Source organism: Mesorhizobium sp. BR1-1-15 (assembly GCF_020165475.1).
Classification (GTDB): Bacteria; Pseudomonadota; Alphaproteobacteria; order Rhizobiales; family Rhizobiaceae; genus Mesorhizobium.
This window is the reverse complement of sequence record NZ_JAIUIF010000013.1, coordinates 149,055-167,920: the sequence shown is the minus strand read 5'-3', so window position 1 is coordinate 167,920 and position 18,866 is coordinate 149,055. Positions and strand designations below refer to the sequence as shown.

Below are 18,866 nucleotides of genomic sequence, written 5' to 3'. Positions count from 1 at the left end.
CCCCGAAACGCAACCCGCCCCCTGGTGACCGGACGGTTAGGGTATTATGACGAAAGTGGTTGCGGGACGCGATTTAAGGCTGCAAACCGCCCCATAACTTGCAAAGGAGTCGAGTTAGCAAACGAATTCAGTGGCCGCACTGTATTGGCGGTGTCCCTCTACCGACTCCAACCCCTTCGGTACTTGGATCAAGGTTGCACCACAGCGGAACAGATTCGAAGAACCCCAGGCAGTTAGTATCGACGGAAGAAGAGTGTCCAAAAGTGCTGTCGGCGGCATCGTCGTGGGAACGAAAGAGAAGGGAGCAGAACTTTCGTGCGCGATTTTTGCACACAACATCTCGCAACTAGCTGATTCATTGACATATCAGGCCCCATCAGGATGGCCAAATCGACGGAGGCGCATAGTCGCCCTGTTTGATGCCTTTTAGGCCGCCTGCCAGACCTGATTCAAAATCCGCGCAGCAAGGGCAGCTTTGTCTTGCGGCAAAAAACGCCCGTAATGGTGCGCCACCATGTCGGGTGTATCCTGGATTGCGTAGCTGGCCTGCTCATATGACCCGGTCTGCTTCAGGATATGCGTTGCCAGCACGTCGCGAACATTGTGCGGGCCGTGAGGGAGAAGGCCGGCGATCGCGCCGCGTTGAGTATAGGGATTGTAGATGCCATATCGCTGGATGGTCAGGCGCCACGCCTCATAGAACGTGTTTCGATCGTATGCCGCATCCTTACTCGTCACCTTCACCGTTTTGATAAAGAAGGTGCCGGGGTCTTCCGCTCCTCCAAGCAGGACACGGCGATGCCGGTCGATGTACGCGTCGATGTGCTCGTACAGACCGCCTAAGTTCGGCAGGACGAGCCTAAATGGCTTACTCCCGAAAAAGGTTGAGTTCGCGTTCTTGAAAGCGACTGATGGAATAAGCACCTCCCAGCCCCTTTCGCGTTCGCTCCAGCGGAGTTCGCCCCGCTTCATGTCGGCTAGCTGGCGCTCAGTCCGCGGCAGTCTCCCGCGTTCACTGACCATCAGCTGACGCAGATTCTTCTGCCGTAACCCGAGATGCAGCCCGAACCGAAGCATCAGGAACGAGCGGACTGCCTCTGCCGCAGGACGGCCATGAATGCGTTCATCTGGCATGAGCCGGAGAATTTCTTCAGTGATCTTTCGATACTCGCCCACTGGGCTATCGGCCTCCAGCACAGGCATGATTGGTTCAAAAGGATCACGATGCACACGCGCGATCCGCTGAATCTCCTTCACGCGGGAGGAGGCATGCTTGAAGTAGACATCGCACGCGTCCTCCCAATCGCTGCGGGCGCGATCAATGTCGGTCTGTGATACCAGTCCATTGATGGGGCGGACCCGCGACGCCAGATGAGGTTGCTGCCTGAGCCAGCCCGTCTCCTTGCGGGTGAGCGCGAGCGAAATTCGCAGCATGTCCACCTCCCATGCGGTGTAGAACCCGCGCCGTCTCTCGCGCCATTGAACATACCAATCCCAGACAGAGGGGAAGACGAGCAGGCCGAAAGTCAAATGCTGCGTCGGCACGCCATAGCCGCGTACCGGGCCGCGTGGATGCGCGGCCAAAGCACCGAACATCAAACCGAGATGCTCAACCTTCTGCGATGCCGTTTCCTCGCCCCATACACCGTTGCGCTGTAGACCGAACGCAGTGAGTGTCGCGGTTTTGAAGCGGATCAGATCCGCCATTTCCATCGCAAGCGCAGAAGGGGCGTCTATGACGCCGGACATCAAGTCGGGGTCGGTGAACGGAGCACCATCATCGTCACGGTGCTCGCGCCGGACGCGATAGCCGTCATTCGCAACATCTGACTGACCATATGTGATGCCCGGGAAACGGATGGCGTAGCGCTGTTTCAGCGCAGCCGCCTGGAATTTCCGGTAATCAGTTGACCCGCTTATGACTACGCGCTTAACCCATTCCAGGATCTCTTCCTGTTCCTCGGAACGACGCGTGTTGAAGTCGTCAGGCAAGTGCCATGCGAGCCGACGGCGTTCAGCCGGGCCGATATCATCGAGAATGTGGCCGGAGGCCGAGCGCGTCTGGAGCGGGAGTTTCGCTTTGAAATACCCTACCGAAAGACGATAACGACGCTCGATCCGAGCGAGTACTTCCATGCTCGCCACGCTCCGCGGCGATTTTGATCCCTGCAGCCAGTGGCGAATTGTCGAGCGGTCTAGACTCTCGTAGTCTCTGACAACAGCGCGATGGAGATGCCAATAGCTGTCGCCATGACGGCGCATCTGGAAATCCAGTGCTGCGTGAAAGGTTTGTGGATCAGACTGCTGCTCGAAAAGCGGTTCCGGGAATTCCTCAATAGTGCGCGGTTTTATGCCGGGCTTCTGCCGGTCTACAGCAGCTTCCGGCTGCAACCTCTCGAGCTTTTTATGACGAATTGGAGCTGGCGATTTCCCTGCCAGCGGCTGCGGATGTTCCCGCGCACGACGCTCCGGTTTAGTGCTGGAGCGGCCCGCGACGGTCGCCCACTTCGGCGCAGTTTTCGTATTTCGATCGATCGCACCCAATGCTGGTTCGATTGCGGTCCGGGCAGATCGAATCGTCTTATCGTCGAGACCGCAAAGAATGCCGATCTCTTGCCAATCATAACCGCGGATTTTTCGGGGCGGTGTTTCAGCCCGGGCGATGAGGTTGAGTAGATAGGCCCTGATGCGCGCGCTTTCTTGAGGGGGGAACAGAGGGTCGAGCCGGATACGACAGTAATCAGAGATTTTGCGGGAGAGCAGTCTGGTATGCGAAGTTTCAGTCATGCGGGCAAGCGAGGGGTTCGTCAGTGACGGTGGGTGGAGGAGTGCACGCACATACGCGATTCTTGTCGCTTGGAAGGACCAAAGCGCATGCGTCTTACAGAAATGTCGCAAGGGCTATACGAGCATGACGAGGAACCCAAAAAGCGCCACGCCGGACCTCTTTCGACTTACCGCAGTGAGTGCGTGATCCCATCCCGTCGTGGCAGTTTTTCATGTCCCGGCCTCGCTAGTGAGCACGCGCAATTCGGCTGGTGCAGCATGGCAGAAAGTTCGAAAAGCTTCCAAGAACCCCAGCCAGCTTCACTCCCACCGTCCGCACCAGACCAACCAGCCTGATCCGCCGTCTCGCGATCGAACAGGCAGCCCGATCATCACGGGTTGAAATATCGGCCTCTTACCTCGGTGAAGGGCGGGCGAACAATCCAGCAGATCGGAGAGCGGTTTTGGCGTCTCGCGGGATTCGACTACCGGCTATCCTGTTTCTTCTCACCGGCACGGGCGCGCTCTGGTCCTGCGTCGTTCCCGACGATACGTCCAAGCTTGCGAAAGAGGATCCCACAACGGCTGCCGCCCAAAAGGAAATGGTCGGCCTCAGCGAAGCGGACCTGCGAATGTGCGCGGGGTTCCCCACCGCCACCGCCGACGAAGGAGCATCGGGGCAAATCTGGAGCTATGAGCGCGCGGTGCAGCGGGGCAATGTCAATGTCGTGCTTCCTACCTTCGCGGTGGGCCCCATCCCTTCCGTCGGCGGGTCGTTGAATGTCGCTCCGGGAGGTTATTGCAACACACAGGTTCGCATCGTCGAGGGCCGTGTGGCTGAGGTCGCCTATGCGGGCGACAACAACCTTCCAAACCGCCGCGATGGGCTGTGTGTCAGCGCCGTCGACGCATGCGTCGTCTATGCCCGCAAACAAAACAAGGGCAGGCCTGGCAGTTAATGGCGTTCGACACCGGTGCGGGTGAGCCCGGCGTTGCCATAGGCGCTGCACGGGCTGGTGGAATGCCTGACACGGCGCGGCGAAGCGAGGCGTTGCCGGCGCTGCAAGCAAGGTTGGCCAAGACGGATGTACCAATCAGCTCGTCATGCCTGTGCAGGACGAGCGTGCAGCCGGCGCCGAGTTCTTGCCGTTAAGTCTATCATCACATGCATCCGCGCGACCGCCGGACGTCCCGATCCGTATTCCTCATACTGGCGGTCGGTGATCGCGGCTCAAATGCAGGGGGGAATGGAACCAGATCGGCCCTGCAACGTCATAGAAGCAGGTGCTCATGCAGGAGTGTGACGTCGATGACCAGGCTCCTTCTCGTCGCGGCTGTCGTGCTCGCCATGGCATGTGACGTATCGGCGGCGGCAAAGCTGGACGTCGCAGCCGTCAACAACGCGCAATTCGACGACAGCGAAGCAAAAGGCGTCAGTGCGACCGTGCTGAAGGCACAGATCCTTCTGGATCGCGCGCGCTTCTCGCCGGGCCTGATCGACGGCCGCGCAGCAGAGAACTTCGCCAAGGCGGTCCGGGCGTTTCAGGCAGCCAACGGGCTGCCCGCCGATGGTAAGCTCACCCGCCAGACCTGGGACAAGCTGGTCGCGACCTCCCCGAGCCCGGCGCTCGAGACGTACGAGCTGACGCGCAAGGATGTGCGCGGACCGTTTACCAGGCGAATTCCGGCGCGCATGGAGAAAATGGCCCGCCTGCGCAGGCTCGGCTACCACAACGCGGCGGAAAAAATAGCGGAGCGCTTCCACGTCAGCCAACAGTTGCTTCAACGGCTCAACCCTGGCGTCGGCTTCAGGAAGGCCGGGCAAAAGGTGCTGGTGCCTGCCGTCACCCGAGGCGATCCGCCCGCGGGTGTTGCTGAGGTCGAGGTCGACAAGGGCGCGCGCCAGCTTCGCGTGCTCGACCCGTCCGGCAAAGTGCTTGCGGTGTACCCCGCCTCGATCGGCAGCCAGGAGAAGCCGGCGCCGAGCGGCCAGGCAGAGGTCAAACGCGTGGTGCACAACCCGACCTATCACTACGATCCCGACTTCGCCTTCAAGGGGGTCAGGACCAAGCGCCCCTTCACGATCGCCGCCGGGCCAAACAATCCGGTGGGATCGGTGTGGATTGATTTGTCCATCGAAAGTTACGGCATTCACGGGACTCCGGACCCGAGCAAGATCGGGAAAACCTTCTCGCATGGCTGCATCAGGCTGACCAATTGGGACGCCGAAGACCTCGCCTCCGAAGTGCACGAGGGCACGAAGGTCATCTTCACCGGCGAAGCGGTGGGATCGATCGACCAGGGATCGCCGTAGAGGCAACCGGGGGACTCACTTTCACTTGGCTGCTGCCATTGAGGCGCTGCCGGCCTTGGCCGTTAGCCGGCCGGCGCCTCAGTTTACTGCGAAGTTACCCCAGCCACTTCTCATAGTCGGACACCAGCAGGTGCAGCGGGGCGACGTCCTCGTCGATGTTTGAGAAGCGACCGATCGGCTCGCGAAATACATTGTCGGTGAGATCGTCATTGACGGTCGACACCTCGCCGATCAGTACGTCCTTGCCTTCGGCCCAGAAGGCATGCCAGACGCCGGGCAGCAGCGTGACGCTCTGGCCCGGATCGAGCTTCAGCAGCCCGCCCGCCGGCAACCGGTGGATGGTGCCGTCGACAGGCACCGACACCTCGGCCTTGGGATCGATGCCGCCGTCGCGATCGTGCATGAACAGTTCCAGCACCAGCTTGCCGCCGCCACGGTTGATGATGTCCTCGGCCTTGATGTTGTGGCGGTGCATCGGCGACAACTGGTCCTTGCGCGAGATCATGATCTTCTCGGCATAGAGCATGCCCATGCCCTTCTTCATGTCCTCGTAGCGGCCGTTGCGCACGGTGAACAGGAACAGGCCGAGCTCCTTGAACTTTTCCTGGCCGTAGTCGGTGATGTCCCAGCCGAGCCGTGAGGTGAAGATCGCAGAGGAATCGACCTGGCGCGCCTTCATCTCTACCGGCGACCAATAGGCGAAGGGCGGCATGATGTAGCCGAACGAGCGGATGAAAGCGTCGGCTTCGCGGATGATGTCGTTGATGACGGAGCGTTTCATGATCGTGGTCCTCGTGTCGGCTTTTCCGATAAGTCGCATAGCCGAACGCCGATGCGGTGTCGATCCGTATTGCCCGCCCCGGCTTGCGGCGTGGCCGCATGGAACCACGGGTCCGCTCGGCTGGCCGCGTGACATAAGGCGGTTTCAAGGCCATAACCGCTGCGGATTCCACAGGGTGACAGATGATGCCGACCATTCACGACCTCGATACGCCATCGATCCTGATCGACGCAGCGCGCGCCGAAGCCAATATTGCCCGCGCGCAAGCGCATGCCGACCGCCACGGGTTGAAGCTCAGGCCGCACATCAAGACGCATAAGCTGCCCTATTGGGCGAAGAAGCAGGTCGCCGCGGGCGCGGTCGGCATCACCTGCCAGAAGATCGGCGAGGCCGAGGTGATGGCCGATGCCGGGCTGACCGACATTTTTCTCCCCTACAACATTCTTGGCCGCGCCAAGCTGGAGCGGCTGAAGGCGCTGCACATGCGCGTAACCCTGTCGGTGACGGCGGACAGCGTGGAGACGATCGACGGGCTGGCCGCCACCTTCACCGATGCCGGCAATCCCCTGCCGGTCCTGGTCGAATGCGACACCGGCATGGGGCGTTGCGGCGTGCAGACGGCTGGTGAAGCGGTTGGGCTGGCAAGACAGATCGACACGGCCAAGGGCCTCGCCCTCGGCGGGCTGATGACCTATCCGGCCGCGGGCCGTGCGGCGGAGGCCGAGGCCTGGCTCGCCGGCGCCAGGCAGGCGCTGGCCGCCTGCGGCCTTGCCTGCGCGCGCATCTCCAGCGGCGGCACGCCCGACATGTGGCGGTCGGGCGAAGACAGCGTCATCACGGAATACCGGCCCGGCACCTACATCTATCTCGACCGCTACCAGGTCGCCAAGGGCGTCGGCAGCCTCGACGATTGCGCGCTGAGCGTGTTGTCGACCGTGGTCAGCCATCCGACGCGGACGCGTGCCATCCTCGACGCCGGCAGCAAGGCGCTGTCGAGCGACACGCTGGGGCTCGCCGATTTCGGCGAGTTGCTCGGCGTTGCGGGAGCGCGGGTGACCGGCCTGAGCGAGGAACACGGCACGGTCACACTGTCAGGTGATGGCAAGCTTCGCATCGGCGAGCGCGTGCGCGTGGTGCCCGATCATTGCTGCGTGGTCACCAACCTGTTCAACGAGGTCAATTTGATCGACGGCGAGACGGTGCTGGAAACCCTGCCGGTGGCAGCGCGCGGGCTGATGGGATGACTTCTCTCGCCAGGCGCGGGTGAAATCAAGCCGGCTGACGCTCCGCCTGCCGGGCCGCGACCCTTCGCATCGCAATCACCCGCCGCCGGCGGATTTCGGTGCGCATCGCCATCAGGTGCAGCGCGAAGAACAGCACCGTGAAGCCAATGGCCATCACCAGCAGCGGCCACAGCATCGAGGGGTCGATGGTCGAGCCGCCCATGCGGAATACCGAGGCCGGCTGGTGCAGCGTGTTCCACCAATCGACCGAGAACTTTATGATCGGGATGTTGATGAAGCCGACCAGCGTGATGATGGCGGCGGCCCAGGCGGCGCGGCCGGCGTCATCGAGCGCGCGGGTCAGCGCGATAATGCCGAGATACATCAGGAAGAGCACGAAAACCGAAGTCAGCCGCGCGTCCCATACCCACCAGGTGCCCCACATCGGCTTGCCCCAAATCGAACCGGTGACCAGCGCCAGCGCGGTGAAGACGGCACCTATGGGGGCCGCCGATTTCAGTGCGACATCGGCCAGCGGATGGCGCCAGACCAATGTGCCGAGCGCCGAGAGCGCCATCAGCGTGTAGCACATCATGGCCAACCAGGCGAAAGGCACATGGATGTACATGATGCGGACGGTGATGCCTTGCTGGAAGTCCTCGGGCGCGGTGAAGCTCATATAGAGGCCGGCGGCAAGGGTCAGCGCCGCAATCGTCGCCAGCCACGGCACCACCCGGTCGGCAAGCGCCACGAACCGTGTCGGGTTGGCAAGATCGGTCCAGCCGCTCAGGCGTGAAGTGCTGTCGCTCATGCCGCTTTAAATAGCCCGGCTATGCGTCTGGGGCAATCGAGGGAGTGTCGCAGGCCTTGTCACCTCCCCTTGGGGGGTTGCTGCGAAGCAGCGGGGTGAGGACGGCGGCGCTCCCCGACCGGACCTTCGGTCCGACCTCCCACGGGGGGAGGTAAAAGAACCCGCTCAGGCGGCCTCGCCCTGTATCGAGCGGCTGAGGCGGCGGACCTCTTCGTCGTTGAGCAGGCCGCCGGCGCGCAGCAGGCTGGCGAAACGGCCGTTGCGCAGCGACAGCTCGGCGAAGCCGCCCATTTCGACCACCCTGCCCTTGTCCATGAACACGACCAGATCGGCGTCGCGGACGGTGGTCAGGCGGTGGGCGATGATGAAGGTGGTGCGGTCGCGGCGCAATTCGTCGATCGCTTCCTTGACGCGGTCCTCTGTCTCGACGTCGAGGGCGCTGGTCGCCTCATCCAGCACCAGGATCGGAGCATCCTTCAACACGGCGCGGGCAATGGCGATGCGCTGGCGCTCGCCGCCAGACAACTGGCCGCCGCGTTCGCCGACCACCGTGTCGTAGCCATTGCTCTTGGCCAGGATGAAGTCCTGTGCGGCAGCCGCGTCGGCGGCGGCATGGATCTCGTCGTTGGTCGCATCGGAGCGGCCGACGCGGATGTTTTCCTCGATCGAGCGGTTGAGCAGGCCCGCATCCTGGAACACGGTGGCGATCGAATGGCGCAGCGACTTGCGGGTCACGGTGCGGGTGTCGATGCCGTCGATCAGGATACGGCCGGTGGACGGCGAGAAGACGCGCTGCAACAGATTGATGAGCGTGGTCTTGCCGGCGCCGGTCGGCCCAACGATGGCTACGGTCTGGCCCGCCTGGACCTCGAAGGAGACGTCGTGGATGCCCTGCCCCGAATTGGCGAATTCGAAGCCGACATTCTCGAAGCGGACATGGCCGGTGACGTTAGTGAGATCGCGCAGCCCGTCCGGTTCGGCGGCGTCGGCCGCCGAGTCCTCGAGATGGTAGAAATCCTCGAGCTTGGCGCGGGCCTCCGAAATCTGGTTGGCGAATGCCGACATCTGGTCGAGACGTGCGATCAGCAGCGTTGCAAAACCGGTGAAGGCGATGACGTCGCCGATGCGCAGCTGGCCGTGGGTGACCAGATAGGCGCCGATCAAAAGCACCACCATCATCGAAATCGTCGACGACAGGCGATGCAGCGCATTGGCCATGGCCCACCAGTCGAGCACAGGGTTCTGCGCATCGAGCAGGTTCTTGACGTAGCGGCGCAGCGTATCGGCCTCATGGCCGAGGCGGTTGTAGCTCTGCAAAACGGCGACGTTGCTGACCGAGTCCGTCACATGGGCGAATACGGTGTGATAGTGGCGCTCCACGGCGGCCTGGCCCGCCTTGGTCCGCTTCATCACCAGCCGGCCGATGCCGACATAGAGCACGCCGAGAGCCAGCAGCACCATCGACATGCGCACGTCCATGCTGAGCGCGGTCGGGATCAGCAGGAACAACGCGACGGCCGTGGACAGATGCTGGCGCATGAATTCGAGCCAGAGACTAAACAAGGTCTCCACGGCACGCAGCAGCGTGTGCAGGGAATTGGACGTGCCGCGCTGATGATGCCAAGCGAGCGGCATGGTGATGACGCGCTCGAAGGAGTCGCAGAGCACTTCGCTGCGCCGGGCGTGGGCGAAGCGGTCGGCGCCGCGCGCCACAAGAACGAACGCGATGATGTTGAAGGCGCCGAGGCCGGCCCAGAGGGCGAGCGTCGAAAAGACGGAGCCGTGTGCGGAAATCGCGTCGATCACGCGACCGAACATGATCGGCTCCAGGATGGCGATGATGGCCAGCGCGACATTGGCTGAGCAGATCAGCGCCACGCGTTTCCTGTCAGCTGCCAAATAACCGAGCGCTCGCCAGTAGATTTGCAGAAGGGACACTTCAGCTACTCCGCCAAAACATTTATTGTGCACCGCACCATTTCTTGACACGTATCGGTTAACGCGTCGCAAAACAATGCCCGTCTATCCCTTCCGTTCCCGTTTAGCGAACAAAAGATGACGACGATGCGAAATCTCACGTGATCACCTAACGGGTTGAGATAAAAGGTGAAATGTCAGCCTTGCGGCAAAATCATGGCAGCCGCTGAGCGCTGCCACATTTTTAATCACGGCGATCTTGCCCGGCATGGCCCGACCGGATCCGTCGGCTGCCCAAGCGGAGATCTGCAAATAGACAAAAGACTATCCCGCGCATTCCGGAGGATGCGCGGGACAGGGTTGAAGCTGTTGATTTTACGAGGGTATCTTCACGACAACTTCGACCTTGCTACCAGCCTTCGGTTGGAAAGACGCGGATTTCGTCTTCGAACCATCAACTTCAAGCGAGATCGACTTGGTCTTTTTGTCGCGGACGACACGCACCGTGACTTCGGCCCCCAGCATTTTGAGCGTGGCGGCGTAGCCATCCCAATGGCTGGGCAGTTTCGGCCTAAACGTGATCTGCTTTCCACGCCGCTCGATGCCGAGAATGCCTTCGACCGCCGCCCGGTACAGCCAGCCCGCCGAGCCCGTGTACCACGTCCAGCCACCGCGGCCGCCCTTGTTGTCGCTGGCATTGCCGTCGCCGGCGTAGATATCGGCCGCAACCACGTAGGGCTCGACGCGGTAGCGCTCTGCCGAGGCCTCGTCCAATGCGTGGTTGACCGGGTTCAGCATCGAGAAGCAGCGATAGGCTTCGTCGTTCAGCCCCATTTCGGCCAGCGCGATGACGAACCAGGTGGCGGCATGAGTATACTGGCCGCCATTCTCGCGAACGCCCGGCGGGTAGCTCTTGATGTATCCCGGGTCCTTCTTCGTCTTCGAAAAGGGCGGCGTGAACAGCTTGAGGATCTTGAGTTCGTCGTCGACGAGCAGCTTGGTCGCCTGCTGCATCGCCGTCGTCGAACGCGCCGGATCGCCCTCGCCCGAGAGCACGCTCCAGGACTGGGCGATGGAGTCGATCCTGCACTCCTGGGATGAGCGCGAACCGAGCGGCGTGCCATCGTCAAAACTGCCGCGCCGATACCATTCGCCGTCCCACGCCGTGCTCTCCAGCGCGCGTTTCAGCGCGTCGGCATGCTTTGCCCAGGCCTGCGCGTGCTTGGCATCACCCTCGGTCTTGGCCACGGCGGCGAAGTCGCCCAGCGTCCGCAGCAGGAACCATCCGAGCCAGACGCTCTCGCCCTTGCCTTGCTCGCCGACGCGGTTCATGCCGTCGTTCCAGTCGCCGCCGAGGATCAGCGGCAGCCCGGCGGGACTGCTGCGCGTAATGGCAAGATCGAGCGCACGCGCGCAATGCTCGTAGAGGGACGCCGTCTTTTTCGAAATTTCGGGCGTGAAGAAAGCATCGTGCTCGCCCTCGCCGAGCGGCTGTCCATCGATGAAGGGCAGCTGCTCCTTCAGGATGGTGGCGTCACCCGTCACCAGCAGGTAGCGCGCGGTGGCATGGGCGAGCCAGACTACGTCGTCGGAGATCAGCGTACGCACGCCCGCCCCGGTGCGCGGCAGCCACCAATGCTGCACGTCGCCTTCAGGGAACTGCCGACGCGCCGCGTTGAGGATCTGGTCTCGCGCCAGTTTGGGATCGTGCGCCAGCAGAGCCAGCGTGTCCTGCAACTGGTCGCGGAAGCCGAAGGCGCCGCTGGCCTGATAGAAGGCAGAGCGGGCGCGGATGCGGCAGGCGAGGCTTTGGTAGGGCAGCCAGTGGTTGACCATGGCGTCGAGCGCCTTGTCCGGCGTTTCGACCTGGATGGTGTCGAGGAAGCCGCGCCACTCGCGCTCGTTGTCGGCCAGACGCTGGTCGAAATCCCTACCCCGATGCTTGCGCACCAGGGCGCTCGCTTCCGCGGCCGAGCCAGCGTCCCCGAGCAGCCAGAACAGCGTGACGTCGCCGCCGGCCGGAACATCGATGTCGCGGGCGATTGCAGCGCAGGGATCGTCGCCGGCCTCCACGCGGCCTGACAGTCCCGCGCCGCTCAGCACCGCCTGCGGAAACTCGCTGGTGCCGTGCCGGCCCAGGAATTCAGTCCGGTCTGCTGTCACCGAATGCACGCCGTCATCGGCGGCGAGGAAGGCGACGCGCTCCCCGAAATCGAGCCCGTAGGGGTTCTGTGCCAGCAAGGCGCCGGTGGCGGCATCGCGCGACGGAACGATGGTCGCCGCCGTGCGCGAGCGATGTCCGCCCAGCACCCATTCGGCATAGGCATAGACGCGCAGCCTGGCCGGCGTCGGGCCGGCATTCTGGATGCGCAGGCGGGAAATCTTCACCGGGTCGACCGGGTCGACGACATGGGTGAGGTCCATCGACAATGAGCCGCGCTTCGACCGGAAGGTGGAGAACCCTTGGCCGTGCCACGTCTCGTAAGTCATCGACGGATCGCGCACCACGGCGGCGAGCGGCGAGAATGCCCGGCCACTGGCGTGATCATAGATATAGATGCCCTCACCGGGCCGGTTCGAAACCGGATCGTTCGACCACGGCGTCAGCTGGTAGTCGCGGCTGTTGCGGCTCCAGGTGAAGGCAGCGCCTTCGGCGGAGACGTGGAAGCCGAACGAGGCGTTGGAAATAACATTGATCCAGGGCTGGGGCGTGGTGCTGCGGCCGGCCAGGCGCACGACATAATGCCGCCCGTCGCCCTCGAAACCACCGAACCCGTTCCATTGGCTGAGCCCGTGCCCGTCCGCCGCCAGGGCCTGCGAGCCAAAGGAATGTGTCATAGACGCCAATTCAGGCAATGCCGCCGGCTGCTGGGCATCGCGCGCCTGCAAGGCCGCCACCTCGGCCCGCTCGATCTGATCGAAGATGGTGCCGTTGCGCGTGTGCAGAACCACGCGGGCAACCGCAAGCAGCGTCTTGTAGGTGGTCTCGTCCATCAGGTCGCGGCGCACGGCGAATATGTGCTGGCGCGGTCCGAGCTCCTTGCCGCGCAAACGGCTGTTCTCGCATAGGGATTCGACCGCCCGCTGCAGGTCCTGCACATAGGAGGAGGCCTGTTCGTTGACGACGACGAAATCGATCATCATGCCACGGGTGCGCATGTATTCCTGGAAACGCAGTGCCTGCGCGACGATTTCGAGATCGGCGACGTCGCCGATCCTGACCAGGAAGATCGGGAAATCGCCCGAGATGCTGGTCGGCCACAGGCTCGACTGCTTGCCCAGTCCCGAAGCGATGGATTCTGCCGGCAGGCGCAGGAATGGATCCGGATAGATCAGGTAGCGCGCCAGCTTCTGTACGTTGGCGGCGTCGGCCAGGCTGAGGCCGAGATGCCGGGTCTGCACCTGGCTGCGCGTCCAGGCGAGCATGGCCTGGCGGGCAAAGCTCTCCGGGTGGTCGAGCCGGGCAATGGCCTCCTCCAGCTCCGCGCGGTTGGAACCGACGACGGTCCAGAAGGTCAGCGATATCTTCTTGTTGGCGGGCACGCGCACTTGGCGGCGCAGCGAAGCGACCGGATCGAGGGTAAAGCCGGAATGGCCGCCAAGCCGGGCGCCCGGATCGAAAGCCGCAGCGTCGACGATGGTGCGGCCACGGCCGATAAAGGCGCGCCTGTCGGTCTCGGCTTCGGCGTCGCGCGCCGGACCGGACGGGTCGGTGACGAAATGCACCATCGTCACGTCTGGCTCGCTGGTCTCGCGCTTGCGCCGCGTGGCGAAGATCGCCCCATTGTTGGGGGCAATTTCGGTCTCCACGAACATTTTCGAGAAGGCGGGATGGGCGTTGTCGGATACCTCCAGGCCCAGCACCAGCTCGGCGAAGGAGGTCACTTCGATGTGACGGTCGGTCGGTCCCTCGTTGAACAGCGTCACGCGGCGGCCTTCGCCATTGCCTTCCGAGATGACGATGCATTCGACCTCGGAGCGCAGCGTGCCGACCAGTTTGACGAAGCTCGCCTTGTCGTCGGAGAACAGCGTCTGGGTGCGCTCCTCGGCCGCGCGCTTCGGCTCCGCCGTCGCCGACCACCAGTCGCCGCTGCCTGCGTCGCGCAAGAAGATGTAGGAGCCAAGCCGGTCCTCGGTCGGATCCGGCTGCCAGCGCGTGACGGACAGATCGCCCCACCGGCTGTAGCCGGAGCCTGTCGCGGTGACCATCACCGAATAGCGGCCGTTCGACATCACGTTGGTCGAACGCAGCGCCCGCACAGGATCGAGCACGATGCGGGTGTCGGGACTCTCGGTTTCGGTCTCGTCCTTCGCCCGTTCGTCCGCCTCGGTCCTGACGGTCGCGGTCGGGATGTCGCGCGGCGCCCTCTCCTGGAGCAGAAGTTCGGCCGACTCGATGACCGGATCGCTGTGGAAACGGTCGCGCAGGCGACCCTCGAAAATGGCGTCGGCGACCGCCGCGATCGACATGCCGGAATGGTGGGCCATGTAGTTCTGTACGACGACGTGATCGGTGCCTTCCGGCACGCGCTGCGGCGTGAAATCGACGGCGTCGTAGTAACCATGGCGGCCAAGCGCGCCGAGCTCCCGGAGTCGCGCTAGGTTCTGCACCGCTTCGCGCGGGTTGAATTGCGCAGCCAGCACGGTGGCGTAAGGCGCGATCACCGTGTTCTGGCCAAGACCGCGCTTCAGCCCGAGACCGGGCACGCCGAAATTGGTGTACTGGTAGGTCAGCTCGCGGTCGCGGGCATTGTAGGCCGCTTCCGAAATGCCCCAGGGCACATTCTTCTGACGGCCATACTGGATCTGGCGCTTGATGATCAGCTTGCTGGTCTGGTTGAGAATCGAACCTTGCGGTTCCTTCATCACCAGCGGCGGCATCAGATACTCGAACATCGAGCCGGACCAGGACATCAGCGCGCCCTGGAAGCCGATCTCGACGATCGGCCGGCCAAGCCGGAACCAGTGCTCAGTCGGCAGGTCGCCCTTTGCGATGGCGAACAGGCTGGTCAGCCGCGCCTCGGAGGCCAGAAGATCGTAGCAGCTCTCGTCGAGCTGGTGCTCCTCGACCCGGTAGCCGATCGACAGCAGCTTGCGCTCCGGCCGCATCAGGAACGAGAACTCCATCTCGAAGGCGAAGCGGCGCGTGCGCTCGCGCAGGGTGAGCAGCTTGGCCCGCAGCGCCTCGACCGCGTTGTCGTCGCTGTGGGCGTCGTGGACATGCGCCTCGCAGGTCGCTTCGAGCCTGGCCGCCCAGTCGACGATGACATCGCTCTGTGGCGATGCCGCCTCGGTGTGGATGGCGGTGGCGAGCTTGCGGATCTCGCCGGCCAGCACAGCCAAATTGATGGTGCGGATCGAGGCCATTTCCGGCTGCGCCTTGATGGTGTCGACGGCGCGCCGCATGCCGTCGAGGCGGTCGGCAAGGCGCTGGCGCAGCGGCCGCAGCTGACGGCGGTCGTCGGGCAGCTCATCCAGGCTCTCGCCGAGGATGGTCACTGTGTCGAGGATGCCCTCGAAATCGCCCTGGAGATGAACGGACGGCGCCTCGGCCCATTCGGCGCAGGCCGCCGCCACCGCCACCAAATGGCCGGCGAGATTGCCGCTGTCGACAGCCGAGATGTAGAGCGGATAGAGCGGCTTCAGTGTGGTGGTGTCGTACCAGTTGAAGAGATGGCCGCGGTTGCGCGGCATGCTCTCTATGGTCGTCATGGTGGCATCGATGCGGGTGATGGCGTCGGACAGGCTGATCCAGCCGAAATCGCGAGCCGAGACGACCGATAGGAGATAGACGCCGATATTGGTCGGGGAGGTGCGCGGCGCGACCACCGGCGCCGGGCTCTCCTGGAAATTGTCCGGCGGCAGGTGATGATGCTCCGCCGTGACGAAGGTTTCGAAATAGTGCCAGGTGCGGCGCGCCACGGTGCGCAGCGCATGGATGTCGGCCTGCGAGATGCGCAGCCGGTCCTCGGTCTCGGCCGAGCGGCTGATCCAGCTGGCGATCGCCGGGGAGCCGATCCAGAACAGAGCGAAGAAAAAGGCGACGAAGGCGCCGGTGGAATCGGCCAGCACCGGAATGGCGAGGCCGACGAAGCCGATGATCACGGCGCCGTACATCATGCCGTAGTAGGAGCCGATGTCGTTGTCGCCGGCCTTGTGCGCCTGCGAGGCGGTGCGCCATTCCAGCAGGTTCTGCCGGGAGACGAACAGCCGGTAGAGCGTGCGCACGATGGCGTCGCCCATCATCCAGGCGTTATGCGCCATCAGCACGATCTTCAAGGCCACCATGGCGGTGCCGAAGGCCACGTCGCGCGCCAGCGCGGAGAAATGGCCGCGCGGCGTCTGGTCACCGCTCTTGGGCAGTATGGCGTTGACGACGTCGAAAGTGGGCGCCATGAACAGGCTGAGGATCAGCAATGCCTGCCATTGTGCTGCCTGCGTGAAGGGCAGCAGCGTCCAGCCGGCGATCGCCGCCATCACCCAGAAGATCGGCGTCAGCGAGCGGCGCAGATTGTCGACCATCTTCCAACGCGACAGCGCCGGGACGCCGGAGCGCGGATCGAGGATGAAGCCCAGGAGCTGCCAATCGCCGCGCGCCCAGCGATGGTGGCGCGAGGCGTCGACCGAATAGCGGGTCGGGTAATCCTCGACCAGTTCGACGTCGGTGACGAGCGCAGAACGCGCCAGCGCGCCTTCGAGCAGATCGTGGCTGAGGATGGTGTTTTCCTCGATGCGGCCCTGCAACGCGGCCTCGAAGGCATCGACGTGGTAGAGGCCCTTGCCGGTGAAGGAACCGTCGCCGAAGACGTCCTGGTACAGGTCGGACACCGCAAAGACATAAGGATCGAGGCCGCGATTGGCCGAGAAGACCCGTTGGAAGAACGACGCCTCGTCGCCGCTGGTCAGCGAAGCGGTGATACGTGGCTGCAGGATCGTGTAGCCCGAGGTGACGACGCGCCTGGTGGCATCGAAATGCGGTCGGTTGAGCGGGTGGCAGAGCTTGCCGACAAGCGTAGCGACCGCATCGCGGGTGGTGCGCGTGTCGGCGTCGAGCGTCATTACGTGAACGACTTTTTCCGGCAGCGGCACATCGAGCGGCAGGAAGGTGGTGTCGCTGTCGCCGCGCAGCAGCAGGTCAAGCTCGTGCAGCTTGCCGCGCTTGCGCTCCCAGCCCATCCAGCATCCCTGCGCGGCATTATAGAGCCGGCGCCGGTGCAGGAGATAGAAGCGCGGCGCGCCTTCGGCGGGATAGCGGGCGTTGAGGCGGGCGATCTCGTCACGGGCGAATTCGAGAATCTCGGTGTCGGCCGCGTCGATCTCGGTCTTGCTGTCGGGCCAGTCCGACAGCAGGGCGAAGTGGATCTCGTCCGCCAGATTGGCGAGGTAGTGCACTTCGATGTTGCGGATGTTTTCCTCGACGTCGTCGCGCGAGCCGATCAGCGACGGCACCACCACCAGCGTGCGTGCCTCGGACGGCACGCCGTGCCTGTAGTCATAGCCGATAAGGCGCGTCGGCTTGAGGAACAGCGAGACAACGGTATTGAAGAAAGCGAGCGCGCCTTCGCTGGCCGGCACGGCAAACAGCGCCAGCATCAAGACGATCGAAGGCACAGACAGGCCGAGATTGGCAAGGGCATTGCCGGACACCACCAGCAGCAGCACGGTCAGCGCAAAGACCGGCAGGACGATGCCCAGCCATCCGGTCTTGGCAAAGGTGCGCTTGACGGTCTGACTGACGGTCGGTCGGTAGCCGATCGCCTTTTCCAGCTCCAGCCGGCGTGGCCCGACAAGGAAAAAACCGACATCCGTGTGCGCTAAAGGAGCCGCAAGGCCATCTGCGCCGTCGGCGGCGGATGCAATTTCGTTGGTGATCTGGCCGGCCAGTTCGATCGCTTTTTCGGCGACGCGATATTCCGACAGATTCGAGCGGCGGGCCAGCTCTTCGATCGCGGTCCGGTACTGGTCACGCGAGAAGAAATCGAGCGCGGCGAAGTCGGTGCGCTCGCGCAGCACCGTGTCGATACGGCTGACGCCCTCGAACCACACCGTCCAGTCGATATCGTTGATGAGACGCAGGCCGCGTATGATGTTGCCGGTCGTCACATTGCCGCTGGACAGCGTATGATGCTCGGAAATGATGATTTCCTCGGCGTCCGAGCCGGTCTTCTCGAGTTCGCCTTCCAGCCACTCCAGCGCCTTGCCTGCATTCTGCGAGCCGTCGCGCAAGCGGTAGAGCAGTTGCGTGGCAAAGGTGGTGTCCTGGGCGTGCGCGCTGAAATTGGCCAGGATCGCTTGCCGGTCGCGGGTATCGTCGGTCGCCAGCACCTTGTCGGCGACATCATTGGCGATCTGGCGCATCTGCCGGGTGCGGTTGACCCTGACCGCAAGGCGGCGAAGATTTTCGATCAGAACGAAGCGCAACAGCGACGGCAGCGCCCAGAGTTCGCCGATCTTCAGCGGCTCGACCGACTGGAAGCCCTGGACGATGGCCTTGAACATGGTCGCGGAGACGGAACTGTCGGAATGCGCCACATAAGTCCAGGCCAGCGCCAGCGCGCGCGGCACGCCGCCGCCGTCCGGCAGCTTCAGCGTCGGCAGTTGACGATAGAAGCGGCGCGGCAGGTCGCGCTTGACCTGGAAAATGGTTTCCTCGACCAGATAGTTGTTGTCGAGCAGCCATTGCGCCGCGGGCGTGATGGTCTCGCCCCTCGCCTGCGCGGCGTTGGTCGAACGGTAGACTTCGAGGATCTTCTTGGCGCTGTCGCGGATGCGGGCCTGGAAATCGAATGGCGTCAGGCCGAACAGATCCGCGAGATCGCCCTTGGCCAGGCTTTCACCGAGCAGCCGAAGGCGTTCCTCCGGCAGGAAAATGGATCTTATCGGTTCTTCCGTGATGGGCGGGAAGCTCGCGCTGGTCTTTTCGATTTGTGCTGGATTCGTCTGAATATTCATTGAAAATTCCGTAAGCGGGCACTCAGCGGCGTCACCGCCACGGCAATGGCCCTAAAACCGATTCAAATGCAATTGGTTGCATGCCCAGCTTCTGCCGAAAAT

General features: G+C 63.4%; 8 protein-coding genes. 3 read left to right on the top strand and 5 right to left on the bottom strand.

What is annotated here, in order from left to right; genetic code table 11:
* Nucleotides 1–426: 426 nt before the first annotated feature.
* Nucleotides 427–2,787, bottom strand: a complete 2,361-nt coding sequence (locus tag LB541_RS21510; protein WP_224619544.1) for a hypothetical protein — start codon at nucleotides 2,785–2,787, stop codon at nucleotides 427–429.
* Between the two features lie 443 nt (nucleotides 2,788–3,230).
* Between LB541_RS21510 and LB541_RS21505 the strand changes: the two genes are divergently transcribed.
* Nucleotides 3,231–3,725 (top strand): hypothetical protein, encoded by a 495-nt coding sequence (locus tag LB541_RS21505; protein ID WP_224619543.1) that lies wholly within the window; start codon nucleotides 3,231–3,233, stop codon nucleotides 3,723–3,725.
* A gap of 350 nt (nucleotides 3,726–4,075) precedes the next feature.
* On the top strand, nucleotides 4,076–5,080 hold the full coding sequence (locus tag LB541_RS21500; protein WP_140673368.1) for a L,D-transpeptidase: 1,005 nt from the start codon (nucleotides 4,076–4,078) through the stop codon (nucleotides 5,078–5,080).
* Nucleotides 5,081–5,174: 94 nt separating this feature from the next.
* Here LB541_RS21500 and LB541_RS21495 read toward each other — a convergent pair whose 3' ends face one another.
* A complete protein-coding gene (locus LB541_RS21495; RefSeq protein ID WP_224619542.1) occupies nucleotides 5,175–5,861 on the bottom strand; it encodes a D-lyxose/D-mannose family sugar isomerase in 687 nt (228 codons plus the stop codon).
* Between the two features lie 185 nt (nucleotides 5,862–6,046).
* Here LB541_RS21495 and LB541_RS21490 point away from each other — a divergent pair, with 185 nt between their 5' ends.
* A complete protein-coding gene (locus LB541_RS21490) occupies nucleotides 6,047–7,105 on the top strand; it encodes a D-TA family PLP-dependent enzyme (RefSeq protein ID WP_224619554.1) in 1,059 nt (352 codons plus the stop codon).
* Between the two features lie 25 nt (nucleotides 7,106–7,130).
* On the opposite strand, the gene LB541_RS21485 is transcribed toward LB541_RS21490, so the two are convergent.
* The 3 genes from LB541_RS21485 to LB541_RS21475 all read right to left on the bottom strand — a co-directional run bounded on the left by LB541_RS21485 (nucleotide 7,131) and on the right by LB541_RS21475 (nucleotide 18,764).
* Complete coding sequence (locus LB541_RS21485) at nucleotides 7,131–7,895, bottom strand: heme ABC transporter permease (RefSeq protein ID WP_224619541.1); 765 nt, start codon at nucleotides 7,893–7,895, stop codon at nucleotides 7,131–7,133.
* 165 nt (nucleotides 7,896–8,060) lie between these two features.
* Complete coding sequence (locus LB541_RS21480) at nucleotides 8,061–9,833, bottom strand: glucan ABC transporter ATP-binding protein/ permease (protein ID WP_140817041.1); 1,773 nt, start codon at nucleotides 9,831–9,833, stop codon at nucleotides 8,061–8,063.
* Nucleotides 9,834–10,187: 354 nt separating this feature from the next.
* The gene (locus LB541_RS21475; RefSeq protein WP_140817038.1) at nucleotides 10,188–18,764 is read right to left on the bottom strand and encodes a GH36-type glycosyl hydrolase domain-containing protein; all 8,577 of its coding nucleotides are present in this window, start codon (nucleotides 18,762–18,764) and stop codon (nucleotides 10,188–10,190) included.
* Nucleotides 18,765–18,866: the final 102 nt, after the last annotated feature.